Below are 15,257 nucleotides of genomic sequence, written 5' to 3'. Positions count from 1 at the left end.
GCAGCCGCCAACATGATGCTGGCCATTCTGGGCGGCCGCCCGGTGCTGGAATCGCGGGTACCTATGCTGATCGGCGGCGGCATCGATGAGTTAGTGGCCAAAGTACTGGATCAAAGCGGCGTGAAAACCGAGCCGGAGTTGCAGTCGACGGCGGCGGCGTTGTTTCGGAATCTGTATGGCCAGCGGCTGTTTCAGCGCAGTCAGGTTTATCCCAATGTGTTGATGACGTTGCACACTCTGCGTGGCGATGGCCGGACGCTGTATTGCGTGACCAATAAAGAGCGCAAGTTCGCTCTGCCATTGCTGGAGTTCGCCGGTCTCAGTGGCTTTTTCTCGGCGGTGTTCTGCGCCGATACGATTGAGGATCGAAAGCCCAGTCCCAACATGCTGCGCGCGGCTTGCACTCATGCCTGTGTCGAGGCGGAGAAGATGCTGTGCGTCGGCGACTCTCGAGCAGACATCGTTGCCGCGCAAGCCGCCGGTTGTCGCGTCGTCGCGGTGGACTACGGCTATCACCACAATGTGCCGTTGGATGAGCTGCGTCCCGATGCCATCGTTAGTGACATGAGGCAGTTGCTGGAGTTGAGCGTGCACTCCAAAAGCGATGGCGCCGTGTTGAGGGCGATCGCATGAGTGCCGAGCTCGACGTGCCAAAGTCGCGCAAGCGATTCGAGCAGCGGCGCGACAGCGTCAATGTGCTACGTGTGCTGGCGATGGACGCGGTTCAGAAGGCGAACTCCGGTCATCCCGGCATGCCCATGGGCATGGCTGAGATCGCTCATGTGCTGTGGCAACGACATCTGCGCCACAACCCGGCCAATCCACAGTGGTTCAATCGCGACCGGTTCGTGCTGTCCAACGGGCATGGCTCGATGTTGTTGTACTCGCTGTTGCATCTGACGGGCTACGACCTGCCGCTACCCCAGCTACAGCGCTTTCGGCAATTGCATTCGCGGACGCCGGGCCATCCCGAGTACGGCATCACGCCCGGAGTAGAAACCACCACTGGGCCGCTGGGGCAGGGCATTGCCAATGCGGTCGGTATGGCCATCGCCGAAAAGGCGCTGGCAGCGCAATTCAATCGTCCCGGTCACGAGATCGTCGATCATCGGACGTATGTGTTTGTTGGCGACGGTTGCATGATGGAGGGGATTTCTCATGAAGCGTGTTCGTTGGCCGGCACCTTGGGTCTCGGCAAGCTCATCGCTTTTTACGATGACAACGGCATTTCCATCGACGGCCCGGTGGCCGGCTGGTTCACCGACGACACACCGCGTCGCTTCGCAAGCTATGGCTGGCATGTCGTGCCTGATGTCGACGGACACGACAGCGATGCAATCGACAATGCTATTCGCGCTGCGCAGGCAGTGGTCGACAAGCCGTCGTTGATCTGTTGCAAGACCGTCATCGCGCACGGCTCGCCGAACAAGGCGAACACCCATGACTCGCATGGTGCGCCGCTGGGTGAGAAGGAGATTGCTGCTACCCGAGCGGCGCTTGGCTGGAGCCATGCGCCGTTCGAGATTCCTAAAGACATTTATGAGGAATGGGATGCGCGGCAGGAAGGTGCAACGGCCGAAGATGCATGGCGCCGAAAGCTTGCTGGCTACGTAACGTCTCATCCGCAACTCGGGAAGGAGTTAGAGCGGCGTATGCGAGGTGACTTGCCGCCTGAGTTCGCCGAGAACATGCGCAGGTTGATGGCACGCACGCATGCGAAGGCCGCGACGATGGCAACTCGCAAAGCGTCGCAAGAAGCCATCGAAGGAATTGGGCTGCAGTTGCCTGAGTTGATCGGGGGCTCTGCGGATCTGGCCAGTTCCAATCTGACTTTGTGGTCCGGCTCGCGCGCAGTCACGAGTACGACGGGAGGCAACTACATCTACTACGGCGTGCGGGAGTTCGGCATGGCTGCGGTCATGAACGGCTTGGCGTTGCATGGCGGATTCATTCCTTACGGCGGTACGTTCCTAACGTTCTCGGACTATTGCCGGAATGCGCTGCGCATGGCGGCACTGATGCAGATTCGTTCGATCTTTGTATTCACTCACGACTCCATCGGGCTGGGCGAAGATGGTCCGACCCATCAACCTATCGAGCATGTCGCGACGCTGCGGTTGATTCCCAACATGGACGTCTGGCGTCCGTGCGATACGGTGGAGACGCTGGCCGCCTGGGCCGCTGCAGTTGAGCGTAGTGAAGGCCCGACCAGTCTGGTGCTCAGTCGCCAGAACCTGGCCTTCCAGGATAGAGATCTAAATGAGATCGACAATGTTCGACGCGGGGGTTACGTGCTCGTCGAACCTGCAGGGCAACCGCTCGCGGTCATCATCGCGACAGGTTCGGAAGTTGCGCTGGCAGTTGAAGCACAGAAAGCGCTCGCGCTCGAAGGCGTGCCGGTTCGTGTCGTCTCGATGCCGTCGACCAATGTGTTCGACCGTCAGGACGCTGCATATCGAGATGGCGTATTGCCGCCGCAACTGCCGAGCGTCGCTGTCGAAGCTGGCGTGACGGACATCTGGCGTAAGTACGTCGGCCGCTCGGGTGCTGTATTAGGCATCGATCGCTTCGGCGAGTCGGCACCGGCCGCGGATCTGATGCGCTATTTCGAATTCGTACCGGAACGAGTCGTGGCTGCGGTCAAGGCCTTGCTCGAGCGCGAGGCCGGGAGAGCCTCATGAGCCTGGTCAAAGGACGCGCGGCTGGCGCAATTCAATCGGGCCCTCTGGAACCTTTGTCAGGCGAGGCGCTGCAGGCCAACGAGACGAATTCTCAGTGTCATCGTCGATGAACTGGTCTTCGGCGGGTTCGTTGAGTGTCAGCCAGTAGTGGGCGACCGCGCTGATCTTTTGAAAATAATCGATGGCCGCGGTCGGCTTGACCAAGTAGCTGTTGGCGCCCAGCTCGAAACATTTCCGGATGGTGAGTCGGTCGTACTGCGAACTCAGCATCACGATGGGCACCGTCTTGGTGCGCGGTTCGCGCTTCAGCCGCTCGAGCACTCCAATGCCGCCAATGCCTGGCATCTCCACGTCCAACAAAACCAGATGCGGCGGCCCGCAGGCCAGTTCGGCGTATTCGCCAGTACGAAACATATAAGAAAGCGCTTCTTCGGCGTTGCCCAACCAGGTGATTTGGGGCGCCAGGCCGCGGACTTTCAATGCGTGGATAGTGAGCTCGGCGTCGGTCAACGAGTCGTCGATCAACAGAACCCGACTGGATTCCAAACTGCCCCCAACATTGTTCATCGGGCTCTCACGTGCGGATCGTTGTCCGCAGGCCGGAATTACTGTGTAAAACGGATCAAACCGGTTCCGGTTCCGCCGCGGTGACAATGCTACTGCGGAACCTTTCGGCGCCTTGGCGCGTAGACGCTCAATGGCGACAGAATTGACCGATTCGGCGCTCGAACAGCACCCGCTGGAATATGTCTCGCTGGAGATCGATGGCAAGACTTATGGCGGCTGGTATCGGCTGTTGGAAGACGGCCGGATGGAGTTGCTGGCGCTCGCCACCATGCACAGCGAGCAGCGGGCCGAAGGCACTCCCTTGGAACAGGCCAAGGGCATGCTCACCGATTTTATTCGTTCGTCGACCCAGCGGCGAGCAGGCGTGTTGATCGCGCACGGGGCGCGGCACTGAGTTGCAGCGGAGTGACGCGCAACGCTGCCAACAAGTCGGCGGCCACCACAGGTTGAGTCAATACCGGAAGTTTGAACTCGGCCGCTAGCGCATCGATGCGTCTGTCATGCGCACTGCAAAGTGCCACCAATGTGAGTGATGGATAAGTCTGCCGCAGCGTGCGAACGATGTGGTCCGTACCCATGTCAGCAGCACTGCGAGTCATGTCGACGATGACCGCTTGCGGCGGGTAACTTCTAGCGGCCTTGAATACACCCGCCAAGCTCGGCACCGTGCGGTTGCTGATGCCTGCACGACTCAGGATGTCACTCACATCGCTGACCGCGTCGCTGGTGACGATCAGAATATCGACGACGGGTGGCAATGTAGAGATATTCAGGAGACAGTGGTTTCGGCGCATTTGACTCGCTCTGTGACCCACTGCTGAAGAACGGCTGGCAGAGCTAACTGTTCCTGCCGAGCGCAGGAACCCGCGCCGGCGGTGTAGGCCGGCGCTGCCAGGACTGACGTGATGACTGCGTTCTGTTAGACGCGACGAACCCAGCCGTGGGCATCTGCGACGCTGCCGCGCTGGACGCCGATCAATTGTTCCTTGAGTTTCTGGGCCACCGGGCCGGCACCGTTGCCGACGCGGATCGTACCGGACGAGCTGACGATTTCACCGATGCTCGCGACCACTGCAGCCGTGCCGCAGGCGAAGGCCTCGCTGAGTTTTCCGCTCTGAGCATCGCTACGCCACTGATCCATCGAGTAGGGAGCTTCCTTCACTTGCAGACCCAAGCCGCGCGCGATCTGGATGATGCTGTCGCGGGTGATGCCCGGAAGAATGGTGCCAGTGAGCGGCGGTGTAACGATGGAGCCGTCGTTCATCACGAAGAACAGGTTCATCCCGCCCAGCTCTTCCACCCAGCGATGTTCGGCGGCGTCGAGGAACACCACCTGGTCACAGCCATGCGTGGCCGCTTCCGCTTGAGCGATCAGGCTGGCGGCGTAGTTGCCGCCACACTTCGCGGCGCCTGTGCCACCGGGCGCGGCGCGAGTGTAGTTGTCCGAGACCCACAGCTTCAGCGGCTTGTCGCCACCCTTGAAGTACGGGCCGACCGGGCAGGCGATCACGCAGAAGATGTATTCGAGGGCCGGCCGCACGCCAAGGAACGCTTCGCTGGCGAACATGAAGGGCCGCAGATACAAGCTGCCGGCACCGCTGGGCACCCAGTCCTTATCGATGCGCACCAACGCTTCGACGGCCTCGACGAACGTGGCTTCCGGCAGCACCGGCATGGCCAAGCGCTCGGCCGAGCGAGCGAAGCGGGCCGCATTCATGTCGGGACGGAACAGTACCAACTCGCCCTTCGCGGTACGGTAGGCCTTCATGCCCTCGAAAATTTCCTGCGCATAATGCAGTACCGAGCTGGCCGGATCGATGGCGAACGGCTGGCGCGCAGCCACTTTGCCATCGTGCCAACCGCGCTCCTTGCTCCAACGCAGGGTCACCATGTGATCGCTGAAGACGCGGCCGAAACCAGGGTCTTCGAGCGTTTTGCTACGGACATCGGCAGGGACGGGCGACGCGTGCGGCGTGACGGCGAAGTTCATGTCTGATCCTCAATTGACTCGAAGCAGCTCGCGATGCGTGGCCGGCATGCGTGCTGTTGTACTATGTACCGATAGATTGCTCGCTGCGCGAGACAGCTCCACCGTTATGGTTCGGATTGTATGGTAAAGGCCAAGCCCACCCTCGGAAACATCGTGCGGCACATCCGCAATAGCAACGGTTGGACGCTGGCAGAAATGAGCCAGCACGTGGCCATTCCGTTGTCGACACTGGCCAAGGTGGAGAAGGGCCACCTGACGTTGACCTACGACAAGCTGCTGGACCTGAGCGATAAGCTGGGCATGAGCCTGTCCGACTTTCTCAACGCCTCGCCGTCGCCGACACCCGCCAAGGGCATGGCGCGCCGGAGCGTGGGCAAGGGCACGACCAACGTGCTGACGGTGGAAACCAAGAATTACGACTATCGCTATCTGTGTACCGAGCTGCGCGGCAAGATCATGATTCCGCTGCTCAGTCGTGCGCGTGCCAAGACCATGGAGGAGTTCGGCGAACTGCTCCGGCATCCCGGCGAGGAGTTCGTGTTCGTGCTCACCGGCGCCATCGAGGTGCATTCGGAGTTCTACGACCCGATCACTCTGCACGCCGGCGAGTACATCTATCTGGATAGCGAAATGGCCCACGGCTACATCGTCACCGATGGGTTCGAGGAGGCTACGGTGCTGGCGGTGTGCGCCTCGGCCGCGGCTAATCTCCAGCAGGAATTGATCTCCCACGCGCGTGCCGAAGCGCCGGACTCCGACCCCGAGCAGCCCAAGGTCGCGAAACTCCCCGTGCAGAAGAAGACCTCCGCGAAAGGCAAGCGGCGCGCCGGCGTGGCGTAGCGGTTCGGGTCGAGCACTTTGGAAGATTCCCCGGTCCGCGCCTATGGCGCGGCGTTGTCCCATTGTCCGACCATTTTGCCTCGGATGCCACCTGTTTGGCTAAATTTCCATTGAGAGCATTTTGTCCTGATCGGAGAATATTCTCTTGACAGGGCAGGGCCGCCGCCTAGACTGGCCGGCACCCCCGCCCTCCGAGCGCCGCCATGTCGATGACTCACAAAACGTTGCTGGTGTCGTTGTGCTTGTGGGTGGCGACGGCGAGCGCCGCCGGGTCGACCACCGACCCGACTATCGACGAGTTGCTGAGCGCGCCATTTCCTTATGGACTGACCGCTGCCCGCCAGGGCGAGACGGTGGCGTGGATCGCCAATCATCGCGGGGCTCGCAACATCTACCTAGGCCAGGCGGGCGCGGACGGCAAGGTCGCGGTCCGCTCGCTCACTAAATTAGAAGGCGACAACGGCATCGAGCTCGCCGACCTGCAGTGGTCGTATGACAGCTCGACCCTCGTGTTCTCCCGCGGCGGCAGTCTCGAAGGCGGTGGGCCGGTCAATCCGTTGAGCCAGGCCGCCGGGCCGGTAGCGATGGAAGTCGCCGCCGTGCGCCTCGACTCCGGCGAAGTTCGTTCCTTCGGTTTGGGTTCGGGAGCGGTGACCTCGCCGGCCGGCAACGAAGTCGTGTTCGTGCGCGACGGCCAGATCTGGCTGGGAGACCTGGCTCAGTCTTCGCCCGCCACTCCATTATTAGTAGACAAGGGCGCGGCCAGCGATCTGGCGTGGTCGCCGGATGGTAAGCGGCTCGCGTTCGTCAGCAACCGCAAGGACTATTCCGTCGTCGGCGTCTTCGATCTCGCCACGCGCAAGTTGCAGTGGCTGAGCCCCGGCGCGGATCGCGATTACAGCCCGATCTGGTCTCCGGACGGCAAGCGACTGGCGTGGATTCGGATGCCGTCGAGCGAGCTGTCGTTCCTCACCGATGCGTTCATTGCCAAGCGCGCGGGCCAGCCGTGGTCGATCTGGACCGCCGAAGTCGCCAACGGCAACGCTCAACGAGCCTGGGTTGCCGATGCCGGGCCGGGCAGCGTCTTTCAACCCATCGAAACTGGGCCCAGTTTGTTCTGGACCGCCGACGACCAGTTGTTATTTCCATGGGAAGTCTCCGGTTGGCTGCGGTTGCATTCGCTGGACTTGAAGCGCAAAGGCGCTCGGCCGGTGGCCTTGAGTCAGGACGGCGCGGAAACATTTGCGGCCACGTTGGATCGAGCCGGCCGTGAAGTGATCTATTCGTCCAACGCGGACGACGACGATCATCGGCATCTGTGGCGTATTCCGGCCAAGGGCGGCAAAGCGCAACGTCTGAGCCAGGGCGAGAGCATCGAAGACTTTCCGGTAGTGACCGAGAAAGGCGCGGTGTTCGCCATGCACAGCACTGCTCGCAAGCCGCTGACGCCGGCGTTGGTGCAATCGAACGGATCATTGCAAGCGGTGCGCTCCAATGATCAGCCGTTCCCCAGCGATCGTCTGGTCATGCCACAACGAGTGATTTTCAAGAGTCCCGATGGCGTGTCGGTGCACGGCCAGTTGTTTCTTCCCGCCGGCCAGTCGAGCGCGAAAAAGCCGGCGGTGTTGTTCTTCCACGGCGGGCCACAGCGACAGATGCTGCTCGGCTGGCATCCGATGGGCGCGTACACCCATATGTATGCGATGAATCAGTTCCTGGTCTTGCAGGGTTACGTCGTGCTGTCGGTGAACTTTCGTGGCGGCACCGGTTACGGTTTGAACTTCCGTGAACCTGATGATTTTGCCGCCGGCGGTGGCAGCGAGGCGCGAGATATCGGAGGCGCCGTCGACTATCTGAAGTCACGTGGCGATATAGATGCGGCACGCATCGGCGTCTATGGAATGAGCTACGGCGGCGTGATGACTTCGCTCGCGCTCGCACGCTATCCGCAGGAATTCGCCGTGGGTGTGGATATGGCCGGCGTCCACAACTGGAAGTCGTTCATTCCGCAAATGACCTCGCCCGGTTTCGAAGCTGCGGGCGAACTCGCATTTCAGTCGTCCGCCATGGGCACGATCAAGAATTGGCGCGCACCCGTATTGCTGATTCACGGCGACGACGATCGCGCCGTGGACTACTCACAAACAACGGAGCTAGTGCGCGCCCTGCGCAGCGAAACTCAAGTGGAGCCCGAACTGCTGATCATTCCGAACGAAGTGCATGATTTCATTTTGCATCGGAGCTGGCGGCGCGTGTTCGAGGCGACCCATGAATTCCTTGGTAAGTATTTGCACCGGCCCCAAGGCTCATAAACGTAGCAATAGTGTCCGAGCAATTGCTGAGTCAGGGCGTGAACGCCGCAGCGTTGTCTCTTGATCGACTTGCTCAAGCGATAAGTTTTCCACTGAGTTAGTCTTGCAGGCTCGATTGAATCCGTCGATTTAAAACTTAAAGGGGATTGCGCGATGTCATTGAACCGTCGTCAGGTGTTGATGCAAGCGGGGCTGCTGGCGGGCGCCACCGCAGTGGGGCGGTTCGCGGTTGCCGATTCAACCGGTGCGCCGAAGTCGGCTGCCGACGAGAAGCTGTTCACGCGCCTGGACGAGTTCGTCAAGCAATACATGGCAGAGATGCATTCGCCTGGCATGACCTTGGTGCTGGCGGATCGTAGCGGCGTGCGCCGAGTGGCCAACTACGGGCTGGGCGATCTGGAGCGTCGCGTGCCGGTGGGGGCCGATGAGTTGTTCGAAATCGGTTCGATCAGCAAATCTTTTATCGCCATCTGCTTACTGCAGCTTCATGACGAGGGCAAGCTGGACCTGCGCAAGCCGGTGGCCGAATACATTCCCTGGTTCCGGATCGAGTCCAAGTTCGCGGCCATCACCACCCACGATTTGTTGACGCATGGTTCCGGCTTGCCGGGTAACGCGCCCATGCTGCCGTCCGATCCGACGCAGCGTCATCGTGCCGCCTATGCACCGGGCGCGCATTTCCATTACTGCAATCTGGGCTACAACGCGCTGGGCGAGTTGGCCGTGAGCCTCGACGGCCGCGATTTACCCGAGCTGTTCCGTAAGCGCATTTTCGAACCGCTGGGCATGTCTCAGTCGGAGCCGGTGATTACGCTGGATATTCGCAACAAGCTGGTGAAGAACTATTCGGCGTTCCAGAACGACAGCCCCAACACTCGCGACGCGCGGCTGGCTGAAGCTGCCGGCATCATCTTCACCGGTGCTGCTGGTTGTATCGCGTCCACCGCGAAGGACATGGGCGCCTACATCCGCATGATTGCCAACGGCGGCGAAGGCCCGGCGCGTCGCTTGCTGTCGAAAGAAGCATTCGCGCTGTTCTCCAAAGCACACATCGAAGCCAAGGAATTCGGTCCCACAGCGAGCTACGGTTACGGCATCGCTGTCGATACGCTCGATGGCAACACGGTCGTGCGTCACACCGGCGGCATGGTGTCGTTCATGTCGTCCTTGTTGGTCGATATCAAGGACGGCTTCGGCGCGTTCGCCTCGGTCAATGCTCAACAAGGCTATCGACCGACGCCGGTAACTCAGTTTGCCGTGCAGCTGATGCGCGCGCAGAAATCCAACAAGGCGTTGCCAGCCATCCCGGCGGCAAATCCAGCCTTGCGCGTCACCAACGCAGCGGACTACGCCGGCACGTATACGGAAGCCGGTGGCAAGCGTTTGGTGGTCGAGGCCAGCGGCGATAAATTGTTTGTGACTCGCGCCAACGGCCGCTTCCCGTTGCAACCGGCGGGCGCACCCGACGCGTTTGTGATTGCAGACGGCGGCGCCAGCCACTTCCCGCTCGCCTTCGCTCGTGCCAATGAGAAAGATCCCAAGAGCGCGGTGGTCGAAGCCAGCCTGGGCGGCGAGTGGTACACCACCGCGGCTTACAGCGGCCCCAAGAAATTCGATACGCCCAAGGAATGGCAGGCCTATGTGGGCCACTATCGCAACGAGAATCCTTGGATCGGCAGCACCCGAGTGGTACTCCGCAAAGGTAAGTTGTGGCTCGACGGCACCACGCCGCTGGAACTCAACGGCGACCGCTTCAGCCTGCGCGACGAACCCCATAGCCCGGAATGGATCCAGTTCGGCGAGATCGTCAACGGCCGTTGTCAGCGCCTGAAGTTCTCGGGCGAAGATCTGTGGCGCCAGGCGGCGGTCTGAGCGGGAGCCAGTCATGAAAACCAAGCTGGGATTGACGGTAGCGCTGTTGCTCGCGCAATCGTTGCAAGTGGTGTTCGCATCGCCGACGTTGGATGCTGAGGTCGCTCGGCTGGCCGCGCCGGCGGGCGGCACGGTAGGTGTGGCGGCATGGAAGCTCGACGGCAAAGGCGATCGCGTGCTGTTGAATGCGGATCAAGCCTTTCCGATGGCGAGCACTTTCAAGGTCGCGGTGGCCGGCGCAATTCTGGCCAAGGTCGATGCGGGCAAGTTGCGCCTCGACCAATTGGTGCCGGTGGACGCGGCCGACATCGTGCCGTCGGACGGTATCGCCGATTTGATGATTCATCCCGGCGGCAGTCTGTCGGTGCACAACCTGTTGGAGTTGATGCTCACGCTCAGCGACAACACTGCGACCGATGTGCTCACTCGTCTCGCCGGCGGCCCGCAAGCGGCGACGGCGTGGGTGACTCAGCAGGGCATCAAAGGTCAACGCATCGACCGCGACACCGGCGGTTTGATCCGGGACTTTTTCGGTCTGCCGGCCGGGCCGGTGAAAGCCGGCTGGGAGGCAAAGGCCAAGATCGATCCCAAGCTGGAAGAGCGCTCGTCGCAGCCCAACGCTGCGTTCGATAAAGACCCTCGCGACACCTCTACGCCCAAGGCCATGGCGGAACTGCTGACCAACATCTTCAAGCGCCAGGCACTGAGTGCCTCGAGCACCCAGGTGTTGATCGACATCATGCAACGCTGCCACACCGGCGTCGGCCGGCTGCCTGGCAGAATGCCGGCCGGCACCGTGATTGCTCACAAGACCGGCACCATCGGTGGCACGGTCAACGATGTCGGCGTCATCACTTTGCCGGCCGACCAGGGTCAGGTGGTGATCGCGGTGTTCGTCAAAGAGAGCGACAAGCCCACCGAAGCCCGCGAGCGCGCTATCGCCGAGATTGCCCGGACGGTACGCGATTACTACTTGTTCACGCCCGCCAAATGAGTCAAAGGCTGCCCCGCCCTGAGCCGGCGGGGCAGCTCCACAGAAAAAAATAAAGTGGGGGGAAGTCTGGGCTGGAGGGTCGTATTCCTAACAGGGTCGCTCCGGGGCACACTAGCCTTGCATGCCGATGTCCAAGCCCGCTCACGTCCGTTTTTCGACTTTCGTCGCTGAGACTCGCCAGGGATTGCTTCGTTATGTCCGGCGCATGACCCGGTCCAATGAATCGGCCGAGGACATCGTGCAGGAGGCGTACGCCCGCACGTTGGAGCAGGGCGACGCCGTGCGCACTCCGAAAGCCTTTCTATTCGTCACCGCTCGGAATCTGGCCTGGAATGCCCGCCGGCATCAGCGGGTGGCGGAAACCGATCCGGTGGACGATCTGGACGCTTTGGGCGTTTCCCATGGCGACGGCGCTTCCACCGAGGACGGCCTGGTGGCCGACGAAGCGGCGCTGTTGCTCCGGGACGCCATCGAACATCTACCTCCCCAATGCCGGGCGGCGTTTACGCTGAAAGTTTTCAATGCATGCTCTTATAAGGAGATCGCGGATCGGTTGGGCATTTCCACCAAGACCGTGGAAAAGCACATCTCGCGCGGGTTGCGTGACACGCACGCATTTCTTCGCCGCCGCTATCGGGACGGCAGCACAGCCGAAGGACCGCCATGAGTGAGCTGCATCGAATTCCCAGCGTCGAGGATGCCGAGCGCGAAGCCGGCGATTGGATTGCGCGCTTGCAGGCCGACGATGCCAGTCCGGAGGATTACGCTCGCTTCGACGAATGGCGACGCGCCAGCCCGCGGCATGCTCGTGCCTATGATGAACTGATGGGCACGTGGCGAGACTTCACGACTGCTGGCCGCACCGTTCGCGCTGTCTCCTTTGGCAACGCCATGCAAGCAGCCACTCAGTTGCGAAGAAGGCGCACTGGCGCGTTCGCAGCCGCTGCCGCCGTAGCGTGCCTCGCTGTTCTGTTGAGCTGGTGGCAATGGCGCACGCCGTCGACCTTCGAAACCGACATCGGTCAGCAAGCGTCGATCTCGCTCTCGGACGGCTCACAACTGCAACTCAATAGTAATAGTGCGGTTCGAGTCATCTACAGCGATGCCTCTCGCATCATTCGACTCGATCGCGGCGAGGCTTTCTTCACGGTGGCCCACGATTCGGCCCGGCCGTTCTGGGTGGTGGCGGATCACGCCTGGGTGCGTGCTGTCGGTACCGCATTCAATGTGTATCGACGTGAGAGTGATGTGCGCGTCACCGTCAGCGAAGGGCGAGTGAGAGTGGTGACTGCCACGGCGCTGGGCGATGCGCCGTCCGACGGCGCGATGGCGCAGTTGCCGGCATCGCAGTTGGACGCCGGTCAGCAAGCGGATTTGCGTGGCGCCATTACTCATATGCGCGCATTGCCCACCGCCGAGTTGACTCGCGAAGTTTCCTGGCGCAGTGGCACGGCTTATTTCGAGAATCGGCCGTTGTATGAAGTGGTGGCGGAGTTGGAACGTTACACGCCGTTGCAGATCGAGTTGAGTGATGCCACTCGCGAGCTGCCCATCGGCGGCACGTTCCAAACCAATTCGCAAGGCGTCGAGACTTTGCTCACCATGCTGCAAGATGGTTTTGGCTTGCAGGTGCGCCGGGACGGCGACCAGACCGTGCACGTGAACTGATCCGAAGATTCGAGTGGGGGAATCGGGCCAGCCGCGGTTCATTGTCCATACGGCGGTCGAGTACGACCGTGGGACAGCAACAAGAATCGGGGAAGGGTCGATGAACAAATGTTTCGGTAGCCGTGAGCTGCGCACCAGCGTCAGCCATGTTCTGAAGGCGAGCATCGTCGCCGCGACACTGTGCCTGTCCGCGCCGGTGTTGGCCGCGTCTCAGCAATCCATCCAATTCGATATTCCCGCGCAGCCCATGAAGGCCGCGCTCAAAGCGTTCGCCGATCAGGCGGGCATGCAGCTGTTGTACAACCCGGAAGTCATCGACAAGTTGACGGCGCATCCGGTGCAAGGCGCGATGTCCAAGCAGATTGCGCTGCTACAACTGCTCGGCGGGACCGATCTGGAAGTGGTCTACAGCGCCGACAATGCGGCGACCATTCGTCCCAAGTCGATGCAGTCGCCGGTTTCGCAGGTCGGTCAGTCGAGCACCGCGCGTTTCACTCACACCGCCGCTCTCTCGATGACGGCTGCGGAGCAGACCGCTAGTTCCGCAAGCGACACGTCGAGCAGCGACGCCGATTCCGAAACGACTTCCAGCAATCCGGCGCTGCGCGGTGTGCCGGAAATTCTGGTGATGGGTTCGCGTTCGGTGAACGTGGACATCGTGCGTACCGAGGATGACGCACAGGCGTATTACATTTTCGATTCGGGCACCATCGAGCAGTCCGGCGCCGTCAACATCGAAGATTTCTTGAAGCGCGGCTTGTCGATGAACACTGCGGCGCTGACCTCGTCGCAGCAGTCAGCGAGCTTTCGCGGCAACCAGAGCACCATCAACCTGCGGGGTCTGGGTGACAACCAGACGCTGGTGCTGATCAACGGCCGTCGTACGGCCAGCCCCGGTTTGTTCAGCGGCACGTATCAGCCCAACCTCAACAGCATTCCGCCGAGCGCCATCGAGCGTATCGAAGTGCTGCCATCTTCGTCCGCTGCGATTTACGGCGGCAGCGCCGTCGGCGGTGTGGTGAACGTGGTGCTCAAGCGTGGCTTCACGGGTGGTGATGTTCGCGTGAACTACGCCAACGTGATGGACGGCGGCTGGCCCAGCGGCAGCGTCGGCGGCACTTACGGGTTCGAGTTGGAAGAGGGCAAGACGCATATTTCTTTCAGCGCCATGCATGGCGACGCCGATACGTTGACCAACGCCGACCGTCCCGAGTTGTTGCAACGGGGCGTGAACACCATCGTTCGCAACAATCCAGGGCTGTTGTATTCGCGAACCAGCCCGTTCTTCGGTGCGACCACCAACATCGGTGCCGCGGCCGCGAACACCAATCTGACCTTGGACGATGGCACGCCACTCAACTCGGCCATCACTCATATTCCAGCCGGCTACACGGCAGGTTCCAATCCGGCGGCATTGGTGGCCAACGCCGGCCGTTACAACACCACTTTGCCCAACACCTCGCACGCGACCACTGGCGCGCGACGAACCATCGGTTCGGCGCCGACGCTCGACACTTTCATGGCGAGCTTCCAGCGTGAGATGACCGACTCGTTGAATGTGTTCGCCGATGTCTACTGGAGCAGCAACACAGCCACCACCGAGAACTACAGCTCGTTCAACAACGTGCTGACAGTGTCCGCTGCCTCGCCCATCAATCCGTTCCAACAAGCGGTGTTGGTGTCCATTCCCGATCCGTACAGCCATAAGTACGAGGCCAAGAGTACGGATCGCCGCGCCACCGTCGGCTTCACTCTGAAGCTGCCGCGCAACTGGATGCTGTCGAGCGACTACACCTGGAGCGAAAGCCGCATGAAGTACGGCGGCTTCATCTATAGCGTGACCGGCATGGCGGCCGACATGAACGCCGGCATTTTGAATCCGTTCGTGGATACCTTGGCGCAGGGCTTGGACTTGTCCAAGTATCGCGGCACCTTCGGCAGCTCGCAGGATGGCACGCTGAATGACATCGGCTTGCGCGCCGCCGGTCCGGTGTTCGATCTGCCGGCCGGCCCGGCGACGTTGACCATCGGCTTGGAACATCGCAAAGAAGGTCTGAGCGACGGTTCCTTCCACAACCAGAAACCCAACTACCCGAACGACACTCAGTATCGGAAGTACTTCGGTCAGTCGCAGACCATCAAGAGCGCCTACGCCGAAGCCAACATTCCGTTGGTGAGCGAAAGCCAGAACGTGCCAGGCGTGCGCTTGTTGGATGCGCAGCTGTCGGTGCGTACCGAGCACTTCTCGATCGGTTCGGGCACGGCCTTTCAATATGTGGAGGGCTCGGCGCCGTCGTTCATCGCCGGCAACCTGGCGCGAGTGCGTTTCAACA

13 protein-coding genes are annotated in these 15,257 nt (G+C 61.3%); 10 read left to right on the top strand and 3 right to left on the bottom strand.

The window, feature by feature from the left end:
• Together JNL55_RS07770 and tkt are read left to right on the top strand one after the other, a co-directional pair.
• A partial coding sequence (locus tag JNL55_RS07770) for an HAD-IA family hydrolase (protein ID WP_293851592.1) occupies positions 1 to 633 on the top strand: 633 nt, incomplete at its 5' end.
• A complete protein-coding gene (tkt, locus tag JNL55_RS07765) occupies positions 630 to 2,681 on the top strand; it encodes a transketolase (protein WP_293851589.1) in 2,052 nt (683 codons plus the stop codon). The genes JNL55_RS07770 and tkt, both read left to right, overlap by 4 nt.
• Before the next feature lie 6 nt (positions 2,682 to 2,687).
• Here tkt and JNL55_RS07760 read toward each other — a convergent pair whose 3' ends face one another.
• Entirely contained in the window at positions 2,688 to 3,248 is a 561-nt protein-coding gene (locus tag JNL55_RS07760; RefSeq protein WP_293851586.1) for a response regulator, read from the bottom strand.
• A 130-nt stretch (positions 3,249 to 3,378) separates the two neighbouring features.
• Here JNL55_RS07760 and JNL55_RS07755 point away from each other — a divergent pair, with 130 nt between their 5' ends.
• Positions 3,379 to 3,642, top strand: a complete 264-nt coding sequence (locus tag JNL55_RS07755; RefSeq protein ID WP_293851583.1) for a hypothetical protein — start codon at positions 3,379 to 3,381, stop codon at positions 3,640 to 3,642.
• On the opposite strand, the gene JNL55_RS07750 is transcribed toward JNL55_RS07755, so the two are convergent.
• Both JNL55_RS07750 and JNL55_RS07745 read right to left on the bottom strand, forming a co-directional pair.
• Entirely contained in the window at positions 3,581 to 4,006 is a 426-nt protein-coding gene (locus JNL55_RS07750) for a hypothetical protein (protein WP_293851580.1), read from the bottom strand. The two genes, JNL55_RS07755 and JNL55_RS07750, sit on opposite strands and share 62 nt — an antisense overlap.
• Positions 4,007 to 4,167: 161 nt before the next feature.
• Positions 4,168 to 5,238, bottom strand: a complete 1,071-nt coding sequence (locus JNL55_RS07745; protein WP_293851577.1) for a branched-chain amino acid aminotransferase — start codon at positions 5,236 to 5,238, stop codon at positions 4,168 to 4,170.
• Positions 5,239 to 5,358: 120 nt separating this feature from the next.
• Here JNL55_RS07745 and JNL55_RS07740 point away from each other — a divergent pair, with 120 nt between their 5' ends.
• The 7 genes from JNL55_RS07740 to JNL55_RS07710 all read left to right on the top strand — a co-directional run.
• A complete protein-coding gene (locus JNL55_RS07740; protein WP_293851574.1) occupies positions 5,359 to 6,078 on the top strand; it encodes a helix-turn-helix domain-containing protein in 720 nt (239 codons plus the stop codon).
• A gap of 203 nt (positions 6,079 to 6,281) precedes the next feature.
• A complete protein-coding gene (locus JNL55_RS07735) occupies positions 6,282 to 8,390 on the top strand; it encodes a prolyl oligopeptidase family serine peptidase (RefSeq protein WP_293851571.1) in 2,109 nt (702 codons plus the stop codon).
• A 153-nt stretch (positions 8,391 to 8,543) separates the two neighbouring features.
• Positions 8,544 to 10,262, top strand: coding sequence for a serine hydrolase domain-containing protein (locus tag JNL55_RS07730; RefSeq protein ID WP_293851567.1), 1,719 nt, complete (start codon positions 8,544 to 8,546; stop codon positions 10,260 to 10,262).
• 13 nt (positions 10,263 to 10,275) lie between these two features.
• Positions 10,276 to 11,256, top strand: coding sequence for a class A beta-lactamase (bla, locus tag JNL55_RS07725; RefSeq protein WP_293851566.1), 981 nt, complete (start codon positions 10,276 to 10,278; stop codon positions 11,254 to 11,256).
• Between the two features lie 121 nt (positions 11,257 to 11,377).
• Positions 11,378 to 11,923: an RNA polymerase sigma factor gene (locus tag JNL55_RS07720; protein WP_322111014.1), complete on the top strand. Its 546-nt coding sequence runs from the start codon at positions 11,378 to 11,380 to the stop codon at positions 11,921 to 11,923.
• Positions 11,920 to 12,924 carry a FecR family protein gene (locus tag JNL55_RS07715; protein ID WP_293851562.1) on the top strand — a complete coding sequence of 335 codons (1,005 nt, stop codon included), beginning with the start codon at positions 11,920 to 11,922 and terminating at the stop codon, positions 12,922 to 12,924. Before JNL55_RS07720 ends, JNL55_RS07715 begins: the two co-directional genes overlap by 4 nt.
• Positions 12,925 to 13,024: 100 nt before the next feature.
• Positions 13,025 to 15,257, top strand: a 2,233-nt coding sequence (locus JNL55_RS07710; protein WP_293851559.1) for a TonB-dependent receptor, incomplete at its 3' end; no start/stop codon positions are given.

This window comes from Steroidobacter sp., from assembly GCF_016790065.1.
Taxonomy (GTDB): Bacteria; Pseudomonadota; Gammaproteobacteria; order Steroidobacterales; family Steroidobacteraceae; genus Steroidobacter.
Note: the sequence above shows the minus strand (reverse complement) of the source record. Positions and strands in the feature narration are given on the sequence as shown.

Bases quoted from the DNA above. Each gene is read 5' to 3' on its own strand.
- JNL55_RS07740 (WP_293851574.1), top strand. From the start codon at position 5,359: ATGGTAAAGGCCAAGCCCACCCTCGGAAACATCGTGCGGCACATCCGC.
- JNL55_RS07730 (WP_293851567.1), top strand. From the start codon at position 8,544: ATGTCATTGAACCGTCGTCAGGTGTTGATGCAAGCGGGGCTGCTGGCG.
- bla (WP_293851566.1), top strand. From the start codon at position 10,276: ATGAAAACCAAGCTGGGATTGACGGTAGCGCTGTTGCTCGCGCAATCG.
- JNL55_RS07715 (WP_293851562.1), top strand. From the start codon at position 11,920: ATGAGTGAGCTGCATCGAATTCCCAGCGTCGAGGATGCCGAGCGCGAA.
- JNL55_RS07720 (WP_322111014.1), top strand. From the start codon at position 11,378: ATGCCGATGTCCAAGCCCGCTCACGTCCGTTTTTCGACTTTCGTCGCT.
- JNL55_RS07735 (WP_293851571.1), top strand. From the start codon at position 6,282: ATGTCGATGACTCACAAAACGTTGCTGGTGTCGTTGTGCTTGTGGGTG.
- tkt (WP_293851589.1), top strand. From the start codon at position 630: ATGAGTGCCGAGCTCGACGTGCCAAAGTCGCGCAAGCGATTCGAGCAG.
- JNL55_RS07755 (WP_293851583.1), top strand. From the start codon at position 3,379: ATGGCGACAGAATTGACCGATTCGGCGCTCGAACAGCACCCGCTGGAA.
- JNL55_RS07760 (WP_293851586.1), bottom strand. From the start codon at position 3,248: ATGAACAATGTTGGGGGCAGTTTGGAATCCAGTCGGGTTCTGTTGATC.
- JNL55_RS07745 (WP_293851577.1), bottom strand. From the start codon at position 5,238: ATGAACTTCGCCGTCACGCCGCACGCGTCGCCCGTCCCTGCCGATGTC.